This window comes from Caballeronia mineralivorans PML1(12) (genome assembly GCF_001028175.1).
Classification (GTDB): domain Bacteria; phylum Pseudomonadota; class Gammaproteobacteria; order Burkholderiales; family Burkholderiaceae; genus Caballeronia; species Caballeronia mineralivorans.
The window spans coordinates 13,361-34,963 of the sequence record NZ_AEJF01000107.1; the positions used below are offsets into that span (position 1 = coordinate 13,361).

At 57.9% G+C, this 21,603-nt stretch carries 19 protein-coding genes and 2 pseudogenes; 19 read left to right on the top strand and 2 right to left on the bottom strand.

What is annotated here, in order from left to right; translation table 11 throughout:
* From EOS_RS16695 to EOS_RS49530, 5 genes and pseudogenes are all read left to right on the top strand, one after another.
* Entirely contained in the window at positions 1-1,014 is a 1,014-nt protein-coding gene (locus EOS_RS16695; protein WP_047847778.1) for a hydroxyacid dehydrogenase, read from the top strand.
* On the top strand, positions 1,011-1,148 hold the full coding sequence (locus EOS_RS47095) for a hypothetical protein (protein WP_160312504.1): 138 nt from the start codon (positions 1,011-1,013) through the stop codon (positions 1,146-1,148). The genes EOS_RS16695 and EOS_RS47095 overlap by 4 nt, the downstream gene beginning before the upstream one ends.
* A gap of 713 nt (positions 1,149-1,861) precedes the next feature.
* The gene (locus EOS_RS16700) at positions 1,862-3,058 is read left to right on the top strand and encodes a porin (protein ID WP_326972931.1); all 1,197 of its coding nucleotides are present in this window, start codon (positions 1,862-1,864) and stop codon (positions 3,056-3,058) included.
* 103 nt (positions 3,059-3,161) lie between these two features.
* A pseudogene (locus EOS_RS49525) lies at positions 3,162-3,344 on the top strand (IS110 family transposase); the annotation flags it as partial.
* 238 nt (positions 3,345-3,582) lie between these two features.
* Positions 3,583-3,723: pseudogene (locus EOS_RS49530) on the top strand (IS110 family transposase); the annotation flags it as partial.
* Between the two features lie 91 nt (positions 3,724-3,814).
* Here the strand turns inward: EOS_RS49530 and EOS_RS16705 are convergent.
* Positions 3,815-5,026, bottom strand: coding sequence for a tyrosine-type recombinase/integrase (locus EOS_RS16705; protein WP_047847779.1), 1,212 nt, complete (start codon positions 5,024-5,026; stop codon positions 3,815-3,817).
* 143 nt (positions 5,027-5,169) lie between these two features.
* Between EOS_RS16705 and EOS_RS16710 the strand changes: the two genes are divergently transcribed.
* Positions 5,170-6,216: a DNA-binding protein gene (locus tag EOS_RS16710; protein WP_047847780.1), complete on the top strand. Its 1,047-nt coding sequence runs from the start codon at positions 5,170-5,172 to the stop codon at positions 6,214-6,216.
* 187 nt (positions 6,217-6,403) lie between these two features.
* Here EOS_RS16710 and EOS_RS43545 read toward each other — a convergent pair whose 3' ends face one another.
* A complete protein-coding gene (locus EOS_RS43545; protein WP_160312505.1) occupies positions 6,404-7,012 on the bottom strand; it encodes a DUF4145 domain-containing protein in 609 nt (202 codons plus the stop codon).
* A gap of 167 nt (positions 7,013-7,179) precedes the next feature.
* Between EOS_RS43545 and EOS_RS48765 the strand changes: the two genes are divergently transcribed.
* The 13 genes from EOS_RS48765 (at position 7,180) to EOS_RS16775 (ending at position 21,412) form a co-directional block, all read left to right on the top strand.
* Positions 7,180-7,671: an IS630 family transposase gene (locus EOS_RS48765; RefSeq protein ID WP_047847781.1), complete on the top strand. Its 492-nt coding sequence runs from the start codon at positions 7,180-7,182 to the stop codon at positions 7,669-7,671.
* Between the two features lie 10 nt (positions 7,672-7,681).
* The gene (locus EOS_RS48770) at positions 7,682-8,185 is read left to right on the top strand and encodes an IS630 family transposase (protein ID WP_268760333.1); all 504 of its coding nucleotides are present in this window, start codon (positions 7,682-7,684) and stop codon (positions 8,183-8,185) included.
* Positions 8,186-8,191: 6 nt separating this feature from the next.
* A complete protein-coding gene (locus EOS_RS16730; protein WP_235442845.1) occupies positions 8,192-9,604 on the top strand; it encodes an ABC-three component system protein in 1,413 nt (470 codons plus the stop codon).
* Between the two features lie 855 nt (positions 9,605-10,459).
* The gene (locus EOS_RS16735) at positions 10,460-11,302 is read left to right on the top strand and encodes an ATP-binding protein (protein ID WP_047847783.1); all 843 of its coding nucleotides are present in this window, start codon (positions 10,460-10,462) and stop codon (positions 11,300-11,302) included.
* Between the two features lie 16 nt (positions 11,303-11,318).
* Positions 11,319-11,669 carry an STAS-like domain-containing protein gene (locus EOS_RS16740; RefSeq protein ID WP_047847784.1) on the top strand — a complete coding sequence of 117 codons (351 nt, stop codon included), beginning with the start codon at positions 11,319-11,321 and terminating at the stop codon, positions 11,667-11,669.
* Positions 11,669-12,289 carry a PIN domain-containing protein gene (locus EOS_RS16745; protein WP_047847785.1) on the top strand — a complete coding sequence of 207 codons (621 nt, stop codon included), beginning with the start codon at positions 11,669-11,671 and terminating at the stop codon, positions 12,287-12,289. Before EOS_RS16740 ends, EOS_RS16745 begins: the two co-directional genes overlap by 1 nt.
* Positions 12,290-13,642: 1,353 nt before the next feature.
* Complete coding sequence (locus EOS_RS16750) at positions 13,643-14,239, top strand: helix-turn-helix domain-containing protein (RefSeq protein ID WP_082163386.1); 597 nt, start codon at positions 13,643-13,645, stop codon at positions 14,237-14,239.
* Positions 14,239-14,817, top strand: coding sequence for a PIN domain-containing protein (locus EOS_RS16755; protein ID WP_047847786.1), 579 nt, complete (start codon positions 14,239-14,241; stop codon positions 14,815-14,817). The genes EOS_RS16750 and EOS_RS16755 overlap by 1 nt, the downstream gene beginning before the upstream one ends.
* A 179-nt stretch (positions 14,818-14,996) precedes the next feature.
* The gene (locus tag EOS_RS16760) at positions 14,997-16,421 is read left to right on the top strand and encodes an SEFIR domain-containing protein (protein WP_047847787.1); all 1,425 of its coding nucleotides are present in this window, start codon (positions 14,997-14,999) and stop codon (positions 16,419-16,421) included.
* Between the two features lie 240 nt (positions 16,422-16,661).
* The gene (locus EOS_RS16765) at positions 16,662-18,473 is read left to right on the top strand and encodes a DUF4209 domain-containing protein (protein ID WP_047847788.1); all 1,812 of its coding nucleotides are present in this window, start codon (positions 16,662-16,664) and stop codon (positions 18,471-18,473) included.
* 644 nt (positions 18,474-19,117) lie between these two features.
* Positions 19,118-20,251, top strand: coding sequence for a hypothetical protein (locus tag EOS_RS43550; RefSeq protein ID WP_152693131.1), 1,134 nt, complete (start codon positions 19,118-19,120; stop codon positions 20,249-20,251).
* A complete protein-coding gene (locus tag EOS_RS43555) occupies positions 20,248-20,943 on the top strand; it encodes an LPD7 domain-containing protein (RefSeq protein WP_152693132.1) in 696 nt (231 codons plus the stop codon). The genes EOS_RS43550 and EOS_RS43555 overlap by 4 nt, the downstream gene beginning before the upstream one ends.
* 58 nt (positions 20,944-21,001) lie before the next feature.
* Positions 21,002-21,412 carry a PH domain-containing protein gene (locus EOS_RS16775; RefSeq protein ID WP_235442846.1) on the top strand — a complete coding sequence of 137 codons (411 nt, stop codon included), beginning with the start codon at positions 21,002-21,004 and terminating at the stop codon, positions 21,410-21,412.
* Positions 21,413-21,603 lie beyond the last annotated feature (191 nt).

The window sequence follows — 21,603 nt, forward strand, 5'->3', positions numbered from 1 at the left end:
ATGACACTTTGCCTCGTCACACAACAGGTGCATCGGGCCGGCATCGAGCGGCTCGCCGCTGCCGGCATCGAGGTTCGCTTCGCAACGTCGGCTGCAATGGATACGGTAGCTCGCGAGATCCGCGATGCAGATGCCGTGATCACGCGCGACGCTGGACTCGACGCGCACGCGCTCGATTGCGCGACGCGTTTGCTCGTGGTCGCGAATCACGGTTCCGGCACGAACAAGATCGATGTGCAGCGAGCGCATCGCCTTGGCATCCCGGTGGTGTTCACGCCGAACACAAACGCCCGATCGGTCGCCGAGCACACGCTGATGCTGATGCTGGCGGTGAGCCGCCGTGCGATCACCGCGGACGCCGCGGTCAGGCAGGGAAATTGGGGCTTCAGGTTTGAAGTGCCGATGTGTTCCCTGTATGGCAAGACGCTCGGTATTGTTGGTTTCGGCGCGATTGGCCGGATGGTGGCCGCCATGGCGGTGCACGGCTTAGGCATGTCGGTACTTGTGTGGTCGCCGCATGCCGGACCGGTATGCGCAAACGTGAAAGAAGGAGTACGAATGGTTGCGACGCTGGATGAGCTGCTCCAGGCTGCCGACGTCGTGTCGCTGCATCGCCCGGCCCGGCCCGACACGCGGCACACGCTCGATCGCGCTGCACTTGAGCGGATGAAGCCTGGTGCAATCGTGGTGAACACGTCGCGCGGCATGCTGATCGACGAAGCGGCGCTTGCCGATGCGTTGCGCAGCCGCCATCTGTTCGGTGCGGGCCTCGACGTTTTCGAAACTGAACCGCTCGATCGTTTGTCGCCGTTCAACACGCTCGACAACGTTGTGCTTGCCCCGCACGTGGCGGGCTCCACGGAGGAGGCGTTGCGCGACACCGCGTTGCTGTGCGCCGAGCAGATCATCGACGTGCTGTCCGGCAGACAGCCACCTCACCTGGTGGAACCCGCCGTCTGGCCAGCGCGCCGGAGGCCGGCGGGCAGTATTGGGGTCGCTGCAGCAGGCGCTTGAAAATCTCATTTAACCGTTTTCGCATCGCGGCCCAGGACGATGAATTCGCGGTCAAAGTGACGGCCGTCGAACAGCCGGTCAATGTCCTTCTGCTTACTCATAGCGTGCTCGCGATCGTCGCAACGCGAGCGTAACCTACCGGCTCCTGCCATTTGCATCAGAGCCGTTGGTGCGCCCGTTCGCGCGAGCAAATCGGAGACTTGCAACTCATGCCAGCGCGAGAGGCAGCGATATCGGTTGCGAACCTGCAAGTGAACCTGTTGGCGTAGTCATCGCATTTTCCTCCAGTTGATCAAAGGCGACGCTCATGCGCTCGCCGTGCTGGACATGAAAAACGCCTGGCCAATGTGCGCTCGACCGGCGTCGTCTGATAGCGGCAACCCTCGCTGCCTTTTCGAATCGAGAGGGTCCCCCTGGCCTTTGCACAGGGTGCCTGCCTCGGGCCTGAGAATTCTGCTTCAGCAGACGAGCCTGAATTCGCCCGGATTTACCAGCTTTTCAATAAATTGTTGTCCAAATAATACGTGTTCGGATCGAATGCCCGATGTGCCCGCAAAGGTAAATATCTTTTGATTAAAATGGAGCAGGACCACTCTAAGGTTCGTCGAGCCGGACGTTCAGTAGTCTTCAACATCCTTAAACCTCGTTGACTAAAGAACGATTCGCCTACTTGTGATGGGGTCGAGTGATTGCCATACCGTTTGATATGCCAATTATTTCCGCTATATGAATTTTTTGGCATGTTGCTTTAGAAAGCAACGGAATAACCAAACAATCAAACATCAGTGGTCTTTCCGACCTTATGAAACAAGGATATCTCCTCTTTTACAAACTGAAACACTACAAAATGAACATTCAAAAGACCACGGCTGCCATCCTTGCTATCGGAGCATTTGCTGGCGCCGCACACGCACAAAGCAGCGTGACCCTGTACGGCATTGCCGACGCCGGGTTTCTCTTCAACAACAACGTCAAGGGCAGCAAACTCTACGGTCTGTCGAGCGCCAACTCGTCGCGCTGGGGTGTGCAGGGTGCTGAAGACTTGGGCGGCGGCCTCAAGGCGATCTTCACACTTGAAAACGGTTATACGCTCGGCACCGGAGCGCTGGGCCAGGGTGGCCTGGAGTTCGGCCGCAAGGCCTTCGTCGGCCTGAAGAGCGATACCTACGGTACGGTGACGCTGGGCCGCCAGTACTCGGCAAGTAATGACGCTACCTCCTCGTTCGCATCCGGCGCCGACTGGGCCGCATCCGGCCTCGGCTACGGTACGCGTGCAGGCGACGTCGATAACGTGGATACGTCGAACCGCGTCCAGAACGCCATCAAGTACACGAGCCCCAACTATCGTGGTGTAACGGTCGGCATCCTGTACAGCCTGGGCGGCCAGGCCGGCCAGTTCTCGAGGAACGAAGTCACCGACGCAGGGGTTTCGTACGCAAACGGCCCGATCAAGCTGGGTGCTAGCTACATGTTCACGAAAGACCCGTACTACGCTACGTTCGGCAATCAGGGGAATTCGTCGACACCGACTTCGGCCGCAGGCGGGACCAACAACATGGCGAGCCGTATCTACGGCGGCTACGCGTCGGCGGGCTCGCAGCAGATCATCACGGCCGGCGGTTCGTACGTGCTGGGATCGGCAACGATCGCGCTGCTGTACTCGAACACGCAGTTCCAGAACCTCGGTCAGGTCAATGCAATCGGCAGCTACGGCACCAAGTACAACGGCGGCACCGCTACGTTCAATTCAGGCGAACTGAACGTGAAGTACGCGCTGACCCCGGCTCTTACCGTGGCCGGAGCCTACATCTACACGCATAACAGCGGCGCCGATGGCGTTGGCAGCGCCAAGTACAACCAGTTCAACCTAGGCACGATCTACTCGCTGTCCAAGCGTACGTCGCTGTACGCGACCGGTTTCTTCGAGACCGCTTCGGGTGTGGACTCGACGGGCAAGCAAGCAGTTGCTGACTTCAGCGGATCGTCCTATTCGTCCAACAACCACCAGTTGGCAGCCATCGTTGGTATAACCCACAAGTTCTAAGCGGTAGTTCGACGCTTCGGGCAGTATTACTAAGCGTATCCTGAAGAACGCGGCCTTCTCTCTCCAGTTTTTCCCGGGAAGAGAAGGCTATTTTTTCACGGCGATCGTCGATCGCGCGTGGGACACCCAGGTCCGACTGTGTCGGCGATTTCGCAGGCTCGCTACACGCGGCAAAGGTGTCAACATCGCGGTGATCGCCGTCGCCCACGAGTTCTCGGGCTTCAGCTGGGACATCAGCCGTCTGGCGATGTCCCTCGCCGTGCCGCGCAGCGTACGGTCGATTTGATGGTCGTCCTTGAGAACAATTAGAAGAGTTTCCTGAAGGCGGCGTAGCCCGGTACTCGAGTAACCCGTGACTCCACTTCGCAACGGGCACCATCCGATTTGCGGCCAAAGATGGCTGCAGGCTCATGAGACGGATCTCTGTAATGCGGCACGCAACCCGCGGAATCAGATGCTATGAAGCGTGGCCCTCGACAAGCTAACGCCTAGATCAAAGTGCTAAGGTTTGCTCGCGGGAGAACATCACGCGTACCGATCAGGCATACACGGGTGGTGGTGACGTATCGGTGCTGGCGGTGTCGCTGGAACTGGCGGCGGCCAAATGGAAAGTCGCGCTTCGCGACGGCCGGCGCGAGAAGCCGGCCGTGCACACGGTCGCACAGCTTACGAGTGCGCGCGCCAGTTAGCGAGCTTGCAATCTGAGTGGCACAGTCCCGGTTTTGCCAATGAGACGTTGGATCGATCGTCATTTCGCTACCAATTGAGTCTCAGTCCGGCCTCCGTCGCACTATGCCGATCATCGTCGTCCGCGTGCAGGTATTGGCTAGTGGTCGAGAGCGATGCATGCCCCAGGTTGTCCCGCACGTATCGCAGGTCAACTTGCCCGTCCATCATGTGCGAGCCCGCGGTGTGCCGCAGCCAATGGGCAGATGCCTGGCGCAATCGGTCGGATGCGCGCTCGTGCGCTTCGCCCGTGGACTGCAAGTGCCCGATCGCGTTGTCGAACACCTGTTTAACGATGAGATGCACAGCACCGCGGGTCAGCGTCCGGTGGGTGCCACCGATCGGCAACAGCAACGGTGTCGTCTCGCCGCCATAGGGGAGAGTGGCCAGATCATGGTGTCGGCGGTAGCGGCTCAGCTCCGCCATCAATTCGGTTGTCGCCGGCAGTAAGCGTTCCTTGTCGCCCTTGCCGGTGATCGCCAGCCACCATCGGTCCTGGCCGTCGCGATCGCGCCGTCTAAAAAAGCCGCCCATCGGATTGCTCACGACTTCCGAGATGCGCAGGCCCATCAGATACAAGAGCGAGATCAGCCAGCGCACGCGCGCGTAGTGCTCCTGCTCGCGTGCCGTGTCACGGGGCATCGCGTCGATCGAGGTTTTGACGGCCTGCCAGAGATCGTCCTCGAGGAAGCGCGTCACCCTCGGCTTAGCCTTGCGCGCGCGTTGACGCGACAGGGACAGCGGATTGCCGGCCAGGTAGCCCGCGTTGACGAGCCACGCGAAGAGCGTATTCAGAATCACAAATGCCTGACGCTCGCTCGCGGGGGAGAGCGGTCCCGCGAACGGGCGCCAAGATGGGTCCGCGCGGGCCACTTTGCGACCGGTCATGACCCAGCGCAGCGCCGGCTGCGGGTTGGCCAGAAACCGCCGGTAGAGGAGCAGGTCTTCGTGCGTGAGCGAGGAGAGCGGTTTCCGCAGTTCGGTGGTCGACCACAGCAGCAGGCGTTCGGATTCCTTACGATAGGTGTCGAAGGTCGCCTTCGTGTCGACGAAGCGCGCGAGCCACGCCCGGATCGCGTCGATGTCGTTTTGCGCTGCAATTTGAGGGCGGTTGCCGAGCGCGCGGTTCGTGCCGCTGCCACCGTCGAACTCGGGCGGCAGGTGTAGCTGCTCAAGCGGCTTAAGCGACTCAAGTGGCACGAGGGCGCCGTCGGACACACGGAGGGGCTCAGGAAGCGGCATATGGGGTGAGACGTAGCCAATTCAGAAAATGCGTCATTCTACTCGACATTATAGCCATAATGTCTAAATTCAATCTTCCATTTCAAGTTAATTAACGTTATACGGTATATTATCAACATCTCGACTTCCCGGAAAAACTCGCCATGGATGCCTCACTCGCCTCGGAGGCGCAGCTGCACGCGGACATCGCGCAGGAAATCGAGCTCCTGCGCGCGCAGTTTCCACGCACGCAGGACCTGTATCGCGAGGTCTGCGTGCTGCTGTTTTTTAGGCACGGCATCGCGCCCACCGCGAACCGGCTCTATCAACTGGTGAAGAAGGGCAGCATGAACGCGCCGGCCGAGGCGCTGACGCGCTTTTGGGCCACGCTGCGTGAAAAGAGCCGGGTGCGCATCGAACATCCCGACCTGCCGACCGAACTGCAATCCGCCACCGGCGAGCTGGCGGCGGCGGTGTGGACGCGGGCAGTCGATATGGCGCAAGAGCAACTGGCCGCCGCGCAGCTCGAGGCGCAACGCTCGGTCGCGGAGGCGCAGACTCGGCAGGCTCGCGCCGAGGCCGAGCGTGACCAGGTGCGCCAGGAACTGACGGGCAGTGCGGCGGCGCTGGAAGCAGCGCAGACCCGCATCACCGAACTGGAGCAGGCGCTGGCCGTCTCCGTCGCCGCTGCATCAGCGTCGCAGGACCAGCTGGGCCTTGCGCAACAGGGCGAGCAGCAGTTGCAGCGGGCACTCGAAACCGCTCGACATGACTTCGCTTCTGAGCTGGACAAGCTGCGTGCCGACGGAAAGTTGGCGCATGAGCGGCTCAAAGCCGCCGAGACCCGGGCGCTGCTGGAAATCGATCGCGAGCGGCAAGGGGCGGCACGCTTGCAGAAGGAACTGGACGCGGCGTCCCGTAAAGCGGAGCAGGGCAGTACCCGGCATCGCGATGACGTGCAGAAGCTGCAGGTTCAACTCGGTAATTTGCGTCAGCAGGTCGGTGTATTGGAGGGCAATCTGGATGGGCTGCGCACCGCGAACGCACGTTATGTCGATGAAGCGGCGCAGGCGCGTGCACAGCGAGACCAACTCGCGTTGTCACTGGCAAATGCCGGGGCAAAGCAGAAGGTTCCTACCGCGAAGCGGACGGCCGGCTCACGCGCAAGCAGTGAGCCGGTGCGCAAAGCGCCTCGCACGCGAAAATCTTGATTGCATTGCTTCCATCCGATGTCGGTGTCTCATTCGCAATTCAGCGCAGCGCACAAGCCTCAGAACGTTGTACCTCTCCTCACCGCCGAGGCCCTGTTGACGACGCGCGCGCTAGGCGCTGTCGTCAGAACGCGTGCGACCGCGAACAACGCCTTACACGAAGGATAGTACATGACGCGTGCTCCATCTATCGAGATGGAGGATCTTCACGGTTTGCGCTCGCCCTTCGAGCGGCAAGTTTACTCGGAAGAGTGTAGAGATGGTTTAGGAGCTCCGCGATGAAGTCTCTGAGCCGTTCTGCATCTTTTACGGAAACGTCTTTCTGCAAATCAAAGTGAGCGCCCACATTGCCGACAAGTCGAACTTCTTTTGCCCAATCCGCAAAGGTCGGAGGGAGTTGGCCGTTGCGCGTGAGAGCTTCCAGTCGTTTCACGAGTGTGCCGTTGCTTTCGCCTCGATCGGCGGCAATCGCTTCGAGCGTCCGTCTCGCCATTACGGCACCGGCGCGCGGACAGTTCGCGGCGATGGCCCGACATGCCTCGTCGAACGTGTCTTGAATGCCGGGCGGTATTGCCGGATCGTTGACGCCGCTTGGGAAGGGCCACCAGTGGACGCCTCGCCACCAGACCTGGCCGCCGCCTTTGCGAGCCACCGAGGGGTGGTCGCCGGTCATTTGCTCCTCAATCACGGCGACCCCTTGATCACAGTGGCGACAGATCAGGACAACCACCTGGTCGTATGGCACGCGGACCTGGGACCCGTCGCGGCCCATAGCGATCAAAGTGCTAAACGTCACGGGGAGAGATCCGCCCAATTCGAAACTCGATTGGGTTTTGCAGCGAGGGCAGAGGCCCGACAGCGTGCTAAACATTGCGACATAAATATTGCAGCATTATATGATTGCGTGGTTACTCTTTTGGAGAGGCGACCATGCGCAAGCTCTAAATTGCAGATCCGCAGATCATGCAGGTTGCGATTCAACAGGAGATCGAACGGAGCGAGGAATCGCGGTATGACCATCGTCTCCATGGGGTGCTGCTGGTAAGCAGCGGTTACTCGTGCACTGAAGTGGGCCAGTTGTTCGGTCAGGCGGCCACGACCGTTCAGCGATGGGTCCAACGTTTCGAGCGCGGCGGCTTCGAGGGATTACGGGAAGGTGAGCGGCCCGGACGTCCGCGTACGTTGGATGAATCGCAATGGGCTCTCATCGAGGCTGACCTGCGCAAGACACCACGCGACTTCGGATTTGAAGCGGGCCTGTGGGATGGACCCGTTCTGTCGGAGCACTTGCGTCAGCGCTACGGCATCGAGCTGGGCGTGCGACAGTGCCAGCGGCTGTTTCGCCAGATGGGTTTTCGGCTGCGCAAACCGCGCCCGCAAGTCGCCCAGTCTGATCCCGTACGGGTTGCGACAGTAAAAAAAACTGCGGCGCCTGGCAAAGCGCGACGACGTTGAGTTATGGAGCCTGGACGAATGCCATTTCCAGCAGCATGGATCGCGCTGTCGCATGTGGGTGGCCCCGGAGGTTCGCGATCCGGTGTTGATGCACGCGCCCACGCGCAAGTCGGTGGCGTGCTTTGGCGCCGTGAGCCTGAGCACCGGGCGCTTCGTCTGGCAGGTGTGCCCTGTCTTCAACGCAGAAACGTTTGTGTCCTTTCTGCGCCGGCTACTGCGTCATCGACGTCGTGGCAAGCGCATCGTCGTCGTGCTGGACAACGCCAAGTACCACCATGCCAACATGCTCAAGCCACTGCTGCGCAAATACAGGCGGGACCTGACGTTGCTGTTCCTCCCGCCATACAGCCCGCAACTGGCACCTATTGAACGGGTCTGGAAGCTGACAAGGCGTCTGGCGCTGCATAACCGGTACTTCGCCACGCTCGCCGAAGTCCTCTCGGCCGTCGAGGCCTGTTTCCGGCACTGGATCGGACCAAACGAAGTCCTACGAAGACTATGCTGCATTATTTAAGACGCTATGTTTAATACGAACTGGAAAGCCTTTCTCGGGCACAATTTGTTCGGACTGCCGCAGGACGAAAGCGGAACCGCCTTCGATGAGGCTTATACGCCGACCTTCCGTTCAATGTTCTCCTACTTCGCCCGACGGCGCGATTCTGGCGGTTTTATCGACCCGGAACGTCAGGCCGAGAAGCAGCACCGTTCGGACTGGCAGGTAAATCTCTCCTATCTCTTGGGCCTGGATTGGCAGATTCCGTTTGAGTTTACGAAGATTCGCCACCGCGAAAAGACCCTCGAAGAGTTGCGCAAAGCGGTCAAGGTTGGCGCGCTTGGGCAGGTCGTCGGCACAGTCGCCGAACTTCGGCCACAGGTAACTATCGCTGACGCCAGAGCGGAAAAATTACGGCGCGAACTGGCGAACTTCGAGGTTCACGAGAGTTACAAGGAGCTCTCGAGGCGAGCGGCGCAGGCAAAGTCGGAGATGCAGGGCATCGTACGGCGCACGGTTATCTTGAACGAAAGCCTGGAACACCTCGAAGCCGCGCTCACGTCCGAGAAGGCACCGCAGCGGACGGACATACAGCAGCTGTATGCAGCCGTCGGCATCGAGTTGCCGGGTGTTGCCTTGCGCAGGTTTGAAGAGGTTAGCTCGTTCTATGAATCAGTGGTCGCCAATCGACGTGTTCATTTGGAAAACGAGATTGCGAGTGTCAAGTCGCAAATGACGACCGAGGATGCTGCCGTAAGTCGGCTCGATAGGGAGCGCAGCACGATCCTGCAGAACCTTGATGGCAGGGGAGCATTGGACGACTTCCTGTCACTGCAACGTGAACTGGCGGATTGGGATGCGCAAGCAGCTATGCTGCGGGAGCGCTTCAAGGCAGCAGAAGTACTGGAAGGCGAGTCTACGAAGCTTAATATCGATCGTGCCAACTTACAGCGTCGGCTGCAAGAAGATCATCACGTGCGTTCGGCGGCGCTCGACGAGGCGATCCTTGTCATCGCGGATGCCATAGCAAGCCTCTACGACGATCGCACCGGGCGGTTCGTTGTTGAAGCAACCGACAATGGCCCCGAGTTCCATATTTCGATTGCAGGGGACAGGGGCGGTGGCATTTCGAATATGGAGATTTTTTGCTTTGATCTAGCTCTCTTCGAAGTCGTGACGGCGCATCGCGGTGGACCAGGATTTTTGCTGCACGACAGCCACTTGTTCGATGGTGTGGACGAACGACAGATCGCCGGCGCGCTGCTTTTGGGTCTCGAAGCTACGCAAGGTAAGGGACTGCAATATATCGTAACAATGAACTCGGACATTTTCGGGCGCCTGCCACTGTCAGAAGCAATTGACGTAAGCAAGGTCGTGCTTCAAACACGATTGTCCGACGATGGAGAGGAGGGCGGCCTGTTCGGTTTTCGATTTGGGTAATCAGCTTAGCAAACGTCTTAAGCTTCACGCGCGTTAGACGAAGAAACAGCAAAAATTCTCGATGGTGCGACCAACCTGCCCAACCGTCGTGTATCGGGCTCGCCGTCGCGAACCAATCGCGGAGCTGAAGCGCGCAGTATGGACCGCGCGCCGGGCACGAAGAAACAGCGCGAGTTCACGCAGGCTGAGCTCAACAGTGTGATTGTGCAGCTTGTGCAGCGAGATCTGCAGGCAAAGAAGCAGCGGCGCAAATCTCGCCAGCGATCTGCCGGAGTCAGTTGAACGAACCCAGTGCCGGTTCAAGGTTGCACTTCAACGCTACGTTGTATTGAGACCATGGAACACAAACCGTCAAATCCAACAGCAAACCCGGACATTTCAACTTAGCCCAGAGGGGGGCGGCGGACATTTGTATCTGGCCTCGACACTGAGGCTATATTTAGCTCAGTTGGTTGACAATGCCAGCTAGGTAACTGCGAGCGGATCCGGTTTCTTGTTTCAAGCAGCGCTGTCTGGAGCAATCGCCGCCTGGCTTAGGCGTGGTGGGATTGTCGGATTAGGCGGGATCAGTGTTGATATGGTTCAAAGGGCGTCGGCGCAGACGCATTGGCGGTTATCACCAGTTCGATGACCGTGTCTTCAGCAGCAGGATCCGTGCTAAGGCTATGCCACAAATAGCGGGCGCCGGTTCCGTTGTGTAAATGTCGAACCCAGGAGGGCACGATATAGAATCAGGATCGGTTATGCTTCCGACTGTTCTAAATTGGGCTTCAGCCGAGGGGATCGTTAGCATTGAACCCGACACATAAGATTTGGATCCCTCGGCTTAATGATGAGCGTGCGGATTTTGTCAGCATGGCCCGTATCTGGGGGCACGCGGACACGTTGCCCGATGGTGCAAAGGTTGAATTCGACTTCCGGAATTGCGCCTTTTTGCGGCCTAACGCTGCGATCTTCCTCGCCGGCTTGAAGAAAACGCTGGAGATGCGCGGAATTGAGGTGTCCATGCTCCACCAGAGCATGCGCTCCAATGTTCAACGCAACCTGCTGCAGAACGGCTTCGCTGCTGCCATGTGGGGACAGGATGGCGAACGCGGCGATAACGCCATTCCGTTCCGGCACGATCTCTTCGAAGACAAGAGTGCAATAGTTGACGCCTATCTATTGGGATCATGGTTGGGACGTGGCTGGGTTCAGGTCAGTGCCCGATTGGCCCATCTCATCGCGGGGCAAGTCTGGGAGGTGTATGCGAATGCCTTCGAACACGGGAGGAGTCAATCGGGCGTGTTTTCGTGTGGACACCACTACGCCGGAAGCGGTGAATTAGTACTAGCAGTCGGCGACCTGGGCCCTGGTGTGCCGGCGAACGTTCGCGGATTTCTGGCTGCGCCTATCATGGAGGCCAAAGACGCGATGCGCTGGGCGTTCTCGCGCGGCAAGTCGACCGCGCACGATGTTAAGGGTTCATTGGTGGCGAGAGGTCTGGGACTCGATCTCCTGAAGGAGTTTGTAAGAGTAAATGGCGGTGTACTGCAGGTCTACAGCCACGATGGGTACGCTCGGATCGACAGCGACGCCGAAACATATGAGAATCTAGTTGACTGGTTCCCGGCAACCGTGATTTTGCTAAAACTGACCTGCGTCGAAGCGCTGTACGTTCTATCCGATGAAATCGACGAATCGACCCCATATTTTTAAAAGTATCGAGGCTGCCATGCACATCTTCATTAAGGATCTCGTAGGCGCCAATGCTTTGACCATGACGGACGGGCAGAAGGTGTTTGACGCGATTCACCCGAACTTGAAGAGGGATGAGGCTGTCATCCTCGACTTTGAAGGTGTCAACATCTTCGCGACGCCGTTTTTCAACGCTGCAGTCGGCCGCCTGCTGTCCGACCTTTCGTCAGACGTGTTGCGCGATAGACTCATCTTCCGAAACCTGTCGCCGCTTGGCAGCAGCGTCCTGCGTCGCGTCATAGAAAATGCGAAGGAATATTACGGTTCAACGGCAGCAGGACGGAAAATTGTCGACGATGCTATTGCGGATCCGCATTCTCACAGATAATGAAAATCACAATTCGTGCCAATGTCGTCGATATCAGCAGTGACAGCCCGAATCCGGACGACCAATTTTTAATCGATACAAACGTTTGGTACTGGATGGTCTACGAGCGGGCGTCTCTTAATCCGAATCCCCCGCAGGCGTACCAACTCGACCATTATCCGGCGTACCTATCCAAGGCACTCGAACAACAAGCGGCCATTTTTTGGTCAAGCCTTTCACTCGCGGAACTCGCTCACAATATCGAAGGAACCGAGCGACAGATCTATTCAGATACCGCAGGGCGACCGATCTCCGTCAAAGAGTTTCGGCATGACTATCCCCAGAACAGGATGAGGATCAACAATCTCATACGCGACTGTTGGCATCAGGTTAAAGGCTTCGGGGGATGCGCGCCAACTTTGCTAGATGAAGCTACCACCGATGCAAGCATGTCGACTTTTCTTAACGCCCAGGTGGACGGCTACGATCTTTTCATCATCACGGCAATGCAGTCATCCAACATCACGAACGTAATCACCGACGACGGTGATTATGCATCAGTGGCGGGCTTGACGGTGTTCACTGCAAATCCGACCGTGATTAGGTTGGCAAAAGCTGCCAACAGACTGCGTACTCGATAACTTCACTCGAATTGGAATCGCGGCAATCTGACTTTCGTCCGCTGCGCCAACGCGAAATTCGCAGGCGCCGGTGGATGGCGTACAGACTTGGATCAAGGCCTAGTCGTAACCCGCGCAATCCAGCTTATGGTCAGCAACGGAAGTTTGCCAGCTGTGATTTGATAAGGGTGCGAGCGGTCCATGGGCAGGTCCATCCACATACGAAGACCCGTAACGCCGAGCGCTACGTGCTCGCACGATCTTGGAATCAGTTGCGGTTCCCGAATTGACTCGCTGCGTTGATACTTGCTGTCAGATGCATGAATAAGACAGCGGTCATAGGGTCCGCTTGGAAGACCGCATGCTCGGACGCAGAGGCACGACCGAACAGTCGGACTAATTTAACATAATTAATAGATCATCCCCCACCAACACAAATAATGTTCGATGTTGTTGTCAAACAATCGTAGATAAGACGTCAAATTGCCATTCTCATTGATCATAAATTTTTTCAATGCTGATATTACCGGTTGTCGCCATTGAACCGGCTTGAAAATGGCCGAAAGAACGTTTTCCGTTGCACGCACTGCGGGGGAAGCAAATGCAGGTGTCGTAATAACGGTTATCACACCTGGACTGGCCGAAGCGGAGCGGTCTCGAGTTCAAAACGATGATCGGGAAGCGCGCGGGAATGGCAGGGTGGCGTCGCCACGCTGACGTCGGCCGGCGTCACGATTGCCCGTGTTTGCCTGTGCGCAGTCCGACGCGATAGGGTGCGGGCCTCACTCACTGAACATCGCTATTAGCGATCGGTAGGAAGGAGACCGGGCGGCAAGCCACCCAGCACGATTGTTCCGGTACCAGTCCGCCATGTTCGAGGCCGTCAAGGCGTTCAAGAATGCAGTGAACGCGCTGTGACGAAGTCGGGCCCTTGTAGATGTTGATCAGGACCGTTGGCGGGGGAAATGAAGGGGTAGATAGTTAGAGCTATCATACCCTTCAGTTCGTGACTTCAAGTTTGGCGACCGGCGCGGCGCCCCAACCTGCTCGCATTGAGTGACGGCACCCCTGGTATCTCTTCTCGCCCAACGTCGTCGATCACCTGATGATGTGCGTGCGCCAGCGGATCAGCGAAGCGGGGATGGCACCGGACCCGGTCGAGACGATGCCATTTGTTGTTACGTCAGCCACCGAATTCGAGAAGGCCGGTCAGGCGATCGCGCATCTTGACATCTGGCGCTTGTGTGAGGCGTGCTAGATGCCGACGTTCCGTATTACGCGGGTCGGAGTTGACCGAACACGTGCGTCTTCCAACGCGTTTGCCTTCCAAAAAAGGTTGCGTTTATTTCGATTATTTCGGATAATTCTTTTACAATGAATTCGCCGGTGATCCGTCTGGGCCGCGGGGTAAAGCTTTTCGCGGCCCAGACGGATCACCGGCTTGCTGCGGTCAAAAAAACAAAGCCGAGCTTTTTAACATCGCGCGAGGAAAACATGTCCAATGAAGATGACGTCCTAGATACGGTTTTGGACGAGAGGGAAGTGGAGATCGCAAAGGCCGCGCAACGCTGTATCGTTGCCGCGTTGGATCACTCGCGGGCCGTCAGCGTCGTGCTGATTGAGGAGGGGGCGGAGCATACAAATGACGGCAGTCCCACCCTTCAGCTGCCGCCCAAAATCCTGCGACTATTCGCCGATATGCTGGGTTTTCTCTCGCAAGGAAAGCCCGTTGCAGTGATTCCGAAGGAAATGGACCTCACCACCCAGCAAGCCGCAATGATGCTCAACATCTCCAGACCGTACTTGGTCCGGATGTTGGACGCCGGCGAAATACCTTTCCACAAAGTCGGATCGCATCGAAAAGTCACCTTTGACGATGTGAGAGTTTTTAAGGAAAAACGACGGGCGCGGTCGCTTGATGCGCTGAGAGAGCTATCGGAGCAAGCACAAGAACAGGGCATGGGCTATTAATGGCGGGCGCCCGGTCCTACACGGTGCTGCTCGACGCATGCGTGCTGTATCCAGCGCCGCTCCGAGATCTGTTGATGCGCCTCGCCGTTGATGGTTTGTACCATGCCCGCTGGACGTACGAGATTCACGACGAATGGATTCGAAACCTCAATAAGAATCGACCCGATATCGGCCTAGGTAAATTGCATGCGACCAGAGACCTCATGATTGATGCGGTCCCGGACAGCATCATTACGAACTACGAAAAGATTATCGATTCGATGGATTTGCCCGATTCAAATGATCGGCACGTGCTTGCTGCGGGCATAGTAGGGCATGTCGATGCTATCGTCACATTCAACGTTCGAGATTTTCCCGAGCACGCGGTCAAGCCATACGACATCGAGATCATCCACCCCGATGATTTCATCGTTTTACAATACGGGCTCGATAAATTGCGGGTTTTAGCGACGGTGAAGGCACTTCGGGCAACTCTGACCCGACCGGTGCTAAGTGCGACCGAGCTATTGAAAATCTACGAGACCCACGGCTTACCGCAGACAAGTCAGATTCTCACAAGCGCAATTGACTTGATCTAGGCCCTTACGTCGACGAGCGTGTTCAACACTTTCTGCTGCGCCTCCTGCAAGCAATGGCAAACGACGCGGTCCTGGACAAGACAGCGCGTCTAAGGACCGAGTGAACGCTTTCCCCCTCCTAATATCCGGAATCTGCATCGCCCGGGTACCCGCAAAAACAACAAATTGGGCTAAGAGTAATGACCCCACCCAAGCTTTTCATCTCGTACAGTTGGACAACGCCGAGTCACGAGCAGTGGGTTCTGGACCTCGCCGAGCGACTGCGTCAGGACAACATTGACGTCATCCTTGATAAATGGGACCTGCGCGAGGGACATGATGCGCACGCTTTTATGGAGCGAATGGTCACGGATAAGGAAATCAAAAAAGTCGCAATCATTTGCGACGCCGCCTACGTTCGTAAAGCGAACGAGCGCGCGCGCGGAGTGGGTGCCGAAACGCAAATCATCACCGGAGAAATCTACGGTGCTACGACCCAAGATAAGTTTGTGGCAGTGATCGCCGAAAAGGACGACGACGGCAAGCCGTACCTTCCGGCGTACTACACTGGCCGCATCCACATTGATCTTGCGGATCTGGATCGGCATGAAGAGCAATACGAGCGTCTGGTCCGTTGGGTATTCGACAAACCTCTATATGTGAAACCGCCGCTAGGAAAGACACCGGCGTTTCTGGAAGCAGCAACTGCGGTAACGATCGGAAATCGCTCATCGATGAAGCGCGCCCTTGATCAACTGCGCGATGGCAAGGCGACGGCGGCCGCCGCGCTCGATGATTACCTGTCGAGCGTGGCCGAAGGAGTAGAGCAGTTGCGGATTTTGAAAGTCCCAGGTATCGAGTTCGATCAGCAAGTCATCGATTCTATCGACGCGTTTTCGCCGACCCGCGATGAGCTGCTCGGCGTTGTACGAACGATCTCGCGTTACCAGCCCACGGATGAAAACCTTACCAAGGTGCATCGCTTTTTCGAGAAGTTGCTTCGTTACCACGGGCCACTTTCGAACGTAAGCAGTTGGAGCAGTGACGATTTCGACAATTTTGTGTTCCTGACATATGAACTTTTCGTTCACACGATCGCGATCCTTCTCGACGATGATCGCTTCGAGCAGGCAGCGATGCTCATGGAAACCGATTTTTATATTGAACGCAATGTATCCTCCGGCGGTGAGCCGATGGTATCGGCGACGACGCTTGACCGCGACCTCGAATCTCTCGACCGCCGCAATCATCGACTGGGACTGAAACGGGTCTCGCTGAGGGCTGACCTGCTACACGAACGAACGAAGACCATGCCGTTTCGTTTCGAATTGCTGGCACAGGCGGACCTTGTGTTGTTTCTTCACTTCAGGCGAAGGGGGCTCCATTGGTGGCCGTATACGTCCCTTTACCTTGGGTCTGGTCGGACACCGCTACCGCTATTTGCTCGCGCCAATTCGACAAGATTTTTCGAGAAAATGCGAGTCCTTTTCGGGGTCGACACCGGCACGCAATTACGCGACTTCCTCCAGCAACTCGAGGCAAATGATGACCTTCCCCGGTGGGGTCACCGGCGTTTACCAATTCAATGGCTTACGGCGGCTGAGTCCCTAGCTACAAAACCTTGAAGATAGAGCGCAGTGGGCGATTTGCCTGCGTCTGCCCGGGCGTCTAAAGGAACACAAGAGGGCTGCGCGCTCGACAAGGTCCCGCAGGTATTTTCCCCGGTCTGGATCGCGCTGCGAAGCGACGATTGCGACTTACCAACACGGCCACCCAGACTGCGTATCCGTTTTGCAGGTCTGTTGCCCGAGACTGGCAGTGCTGGTTTTGCGAAGCCCGTATCTTCTTCTTGACTGGAGTACAGCATGCCGATCGACTGGGACTTGATTACTGCGGACGTTATGACCTCTCTTGAGCTTGACAGGCTGGTGGAGACGGTTCCGCAAAAAGAGTGCATGGCTTACGGGGATGCTCTTTCGGCAGCCGTCAAAGATGAAGCACGGTGGACGACCGCCCAGCATGAAGGCTTGCGCTTTGCTGGGGCGTCGATGACGATGATGCTGCGGGCTGGCGAGCCATCAGAACCGTTCGGCCCCTTATTTGTCATGGGGAACAGCCGGGGTGCGGTGCCCGCCGATTTTCCCCGTGATGCGTTGCTGCGACTGCTTGAATGGGCGATAGCCCTTGTTGACCCGGAACTCCGGGCGCGATTTCTCGATGTGTTGTGGGTGCAAGCGAAGGCGTTCAAGGCGGCGCAGGGCGCAATTCACGCGTACCTTGAGTCGGCGAAGCGCCTGGAACATCCAGAGGAATGGACACCATACGTCGAGCGGCTTGAACGTGCGCTTCGGATCGCATCCAGCCTGGGGAAAGGTGGGATCCTCTTGCGTGACGGCGTGCTGGCTGAAATTGAGTCTGCGGTAATCCGCTATCGAGGCGAAGATCCTCTGTACGTGACATATCGGCTTGTCGGTCTTTTGCTCGAGTTTCGACATGGGGACGCTGTCGCGCTCGCACGGTTCGCCGCCATCGCGGCGGACCGCGCCGAAGCGGCGGGTGACTTCTGGCGCATGAAGGACTATTTCGAGCGGGTCGCCGAATGCCATGCGGCAACTGGAGACTCGGATGCACGTGCGGACGCGCTGAGGCACGCCGCGGAAGCACTCGTTAAGGAGGCGGAGTCAGCGGCGGCAACTCCTCAACCTGGCAGGGGCGCTATGGCGGGGGCCAGCATTATGGCGCAGGCGGTCAATGCAATGCGGCAGGCGCCGGGCGGAAAGGAACGTGCCGATGAGTTGCACGAACGGCTGTTGGAGCTCCAGGAGAAGTCGATGACGGAGATGAAGCCCATCTCAACCGGGAGTGATGCTTCTGAACTCGTCGAACGTGCGCTCACCGCTGTTCGTGATAAGAGGTTTCGCGAGGCAGTGTTGTCTCTGTGCACGATGGCAAGTCCCCCGTCTCCGGAGAAGCTGCGAGAGCAGGTTCAGCATCAGGCCGGGTTGGCGATCCTGGGAAGCATGCTGGGCAGCGACGTGGTCAATTCGCGTGGTCGAGTAGTCGCGAAAGCGCCTCCGCTGCCGCAAGGTGAAGCCGATTCGGACAATGCGGGTCTGAGGTTTCGCATGTACAGGAACGCGCGGCTAGGGCGAAGCCTGACAGTTCAAGCCATGCTAAATCCGGCTCGGGAAGAAATTGTTGCTGCGCATAACCCTTCAAGGCAGGACGTAGCGAGTCTGATTCAATATAGCCCCTGGATTCCGCCTGGCCACGTGGAAAGCTTCGCCAGAGCATTGGTCGCTGGGTTTCAGGGCGACATGCTCGTGGCGACCCATCTAGTGCCGCCACAGTTCGAAGCGATGGTGCGGTATGTGGTGGAAATGGCCGGCGGGTCGACGTCGATGTTCGACCCTCAGGGACTTCAACCTGAGAAGTCCCTTAATGCGCTGCTTGAGACCGACGAAGCACTGGAAGTATTCGGTGAAGCAGGGCTCCTCGAACTTAACGATCTTTTTGTCGACCAACTTGGCGCAAACCTCCGTAACGAGGTGGCGCATGGTCTTCTCGAAGACGAGGGGATGTTCAGCACCGACGCACTGTATGCGTGGTGGCTCTTGCTGCGCTGCTGCGTGCTCACATCCATGAAAGTAGAAGTGAGCGCACGTGGGACGCATTAAATCTGTCAACTCAAAATCCCGGCCGCAGAGGGGCTTGCTAGTTTGAGTTGACAGTATTACTCGTCGTCGCTCGCCAGGAATCCGTTCGCCGTCATGTAGCCATCCGAAACGCCTTTCAGCCAGTAACGAAAAACGTCCCTCCTTTTGAGGGACTCGTAATCCTTCATCTCTGCCCACCGGCAGCGGGCACGCGAGAATGCTGTTGTTGTCCGTTAATTCCGCTAGCAGTGTCCATAGATGATGCTAGCGGGAAAATAGCCGTGAAGCATGTCCAGAAAGGGATTGAAGCGAAATCGCCGCGTTGGACGATGTTGCGTTTCGGCAACGGGCAGGCGGCGAGATGTTCGTTAATTCTGCTAGCGCGTTGGCCCCGCCCATCAATTCCGCTAATGCGGCATTTTTATATTTTCCAAATAATACAAAGCTATCCTTAACAAAAGGTGGTGCAACAGTCGGAAAACACCTTGTTTTTGGACAGCGCGCATATTCGAATGGGCGAAGCATTGAACCACTTCCTCCACGCTATGCCGGACGAGTTAGCAGGGCGCCGCGCTAGCAGAATTAATGGGCACGATTAGCGTCCCTGTGGACATGGCTAGCGTTAATAACGGACTTCAACATCAAGCAAGCGCGCCAAAGAGCAGTTGGCGGAGCGCGGCGAAGGCTGGCGCACGGTGGTTGAGCGGATGTATGCGGCGTATGAGCGCGCGGACAGTGAAGAGCGCGCACGGCTCATTGCCACGAGCGCGGAAAAATTCGTACGAGAAAAGTTTGGCCTCAAAGGCGGTGGCAAGCTGCCCCGCGATTTCGACCCGGACACTGAGCCGCCCAGTCTGGCTCAGGTCAAGTCGCTGGGCGGTGTTGCGTCGCTTTCGTTTGGCGGCCCAGCGGCCGGTGCTCAAGGCGGCGTTGCCGGTGGGGATGGCGGCTCAAGCGACTCAAGTGGTGGACGGTCGCGCATGGCATCGCCCGATTCACCGGGCGTTGCGGATCACCCATACGGTTTCGATGGCGCTGATGGGGCTTATGAGTCCTCTGGCGAGCCACCGAGCACCGCCGAAGGCTCACACAGCATGCCGGCGGTCTCGACGCCTGGCAACGTCGACGTATTGCAACCTGATGGCGCCTTACCGCAACTAACGATCTCCCCGCAATCCGCCACCGGACGGCAAGCCGATTCGGTGCGCGACCAGTTTGCACGGGACCTGGCTGAAGCCCGTGCGGCACGCAACGATGCCACGCGCTCGGAGTTTCAAGAGATCAAAGCCACGCTCGATGCGTACCGGCTCCTCGCGGCTCTTTCACACTCGCACGGACTGGTCGTCGGTAAATATCAGATCACGAAGGGGCGCGACGGTAGCGACCGGATTCAGGCCGGCTCGCGTAATCTGAATGTCTCCGATTTTCTGACGAAGGAGATGAATTTACCGTGGTCGGAGGCGGTCCAGTTGATGCGCGAGCAATACCGGGCGCAGACCGGACTTGATCCCGCGCATGCGCCCCGCCGCACGCCGGAGCAGGATCTGTGGAGCGAGTTTCAGCGCTTTCGGAAGCAGTACGGCGATGCACTGCGTGCCGAATGGCTGGAGCAAGGTGCTCGTGAGCAAGCGTGGCGCAGTGCGATTAAATCGACCTTTTACGCGAAACGTAGTGCCGTCGTCGACAACACGGCATGTCGCTGGCCGCGCGCCGTGCTGCGGTGTCAGTGGCTCGCGTGGAGCGGATTGAAGCTGAGGCTGTCTTGCGAAAACAGATCGCTCGCGAGCGGGATGCATTGAAAGCGGCGATGCGCCGGCCGTTGACGGACCAGTACCGGGACTTCCTGCAGGATCAGGCGCAACTCGGTAATGTGCGGGCACTGCGTGAGCTGAGAAGGATGCAGACAACGCAGCCAACGCCGCGAACGGGCGACGACGGCGAGAGCACCGGCATCGCGTTCGGAGCGAGCCGCCGGGTCAGTGCCAGCGAGCTGAACGAAATCATCTATGGCGGCCCGGTCATCACGCATCATGTGCAGGAAAACGGCAATGTCGACTACAAGCGTGATGGTGTGGCGCTGATGATCGACGAAGGCCGCACGGTGCGGATGTGGGTCCACGACCGCGACGCGATCGAGATCGGCCTACGCCTCGCGCAGCAGAAGTTCGGGCCGACGCTCACGCTTACCGGGCCTGAGGATTTCAAGATGGCGACTGCGCGTGTGGCGGCCGAGGCGCGCATGAATGTGGATTTTGATGATGAGGTGGTGAGCGGCATCTTGCATGCGCGGCGCGCCGAACTGGATGCTGAGGCAGATGGCCGGCGCGCACTTGAACGCGAGCGGGATGACACCGCGCGTCGTCAGGACCGTGACGAACTGCCTGCGCGCACTTCGAAGCCGGACGCGCCCGGCGCATCGGAACAACAGAGAGAGAATGACGATCCAGAACCCGACTCGGGCGAGCCTGACCAGCCCGAGATCGATCGATAATGACCGCACGGCCGCATTCGGTCGCGGCTCAGAAAGCACAATTTAAAGGTAAAAACCTATGGCACGTTATGGCATCGTTCCGAGAAGCGAACCTATTAACGCAGCGATATTTCGGGGGGCACCGTCGCAGATTATCAACCTGCCGGTCTTCATCAAAGGCGCAGTTGCCATCTTGGCCGTTGGTATCGGCTTCGAATACGCGTCAACCCAGTGGCCGGTGCCATGGTTCGTTCCTGTGCTGGCTGTCCTTCTGGTGCTTGGTGGCATTGGACTCGCATATCTGCAGGTCAAATTCACTGAGTTTGAGATCGATGTGGAACGGATCACCTGTCGCAAAGGGATCCTCAATAGAACGGTGCAGAGCGTCGAGCTGTTCCGGATTCAAGACGTGACCTCGGTTCATCCCTGGTGGCAACGCATGTTCGGAATCGGCGCAGTCGTCGTGATGACGAGCGATTCGAACAACTAGGTGTGGCGATTGCCGGGGATGAAGGACGCGGAACAGTTGCGCAACGAGCTTAACCGCGCGGCGATCGCATTGCGCGATGTGAAAGGCGTACGGGAAGTCAATATGGGTCGAGTCTAGCTGTGGAAATGACGCATTGATCCTGCGTAGTTACGTCGGCCACGTGGAGCAGGGTCGACAACGCTTAAAACAGT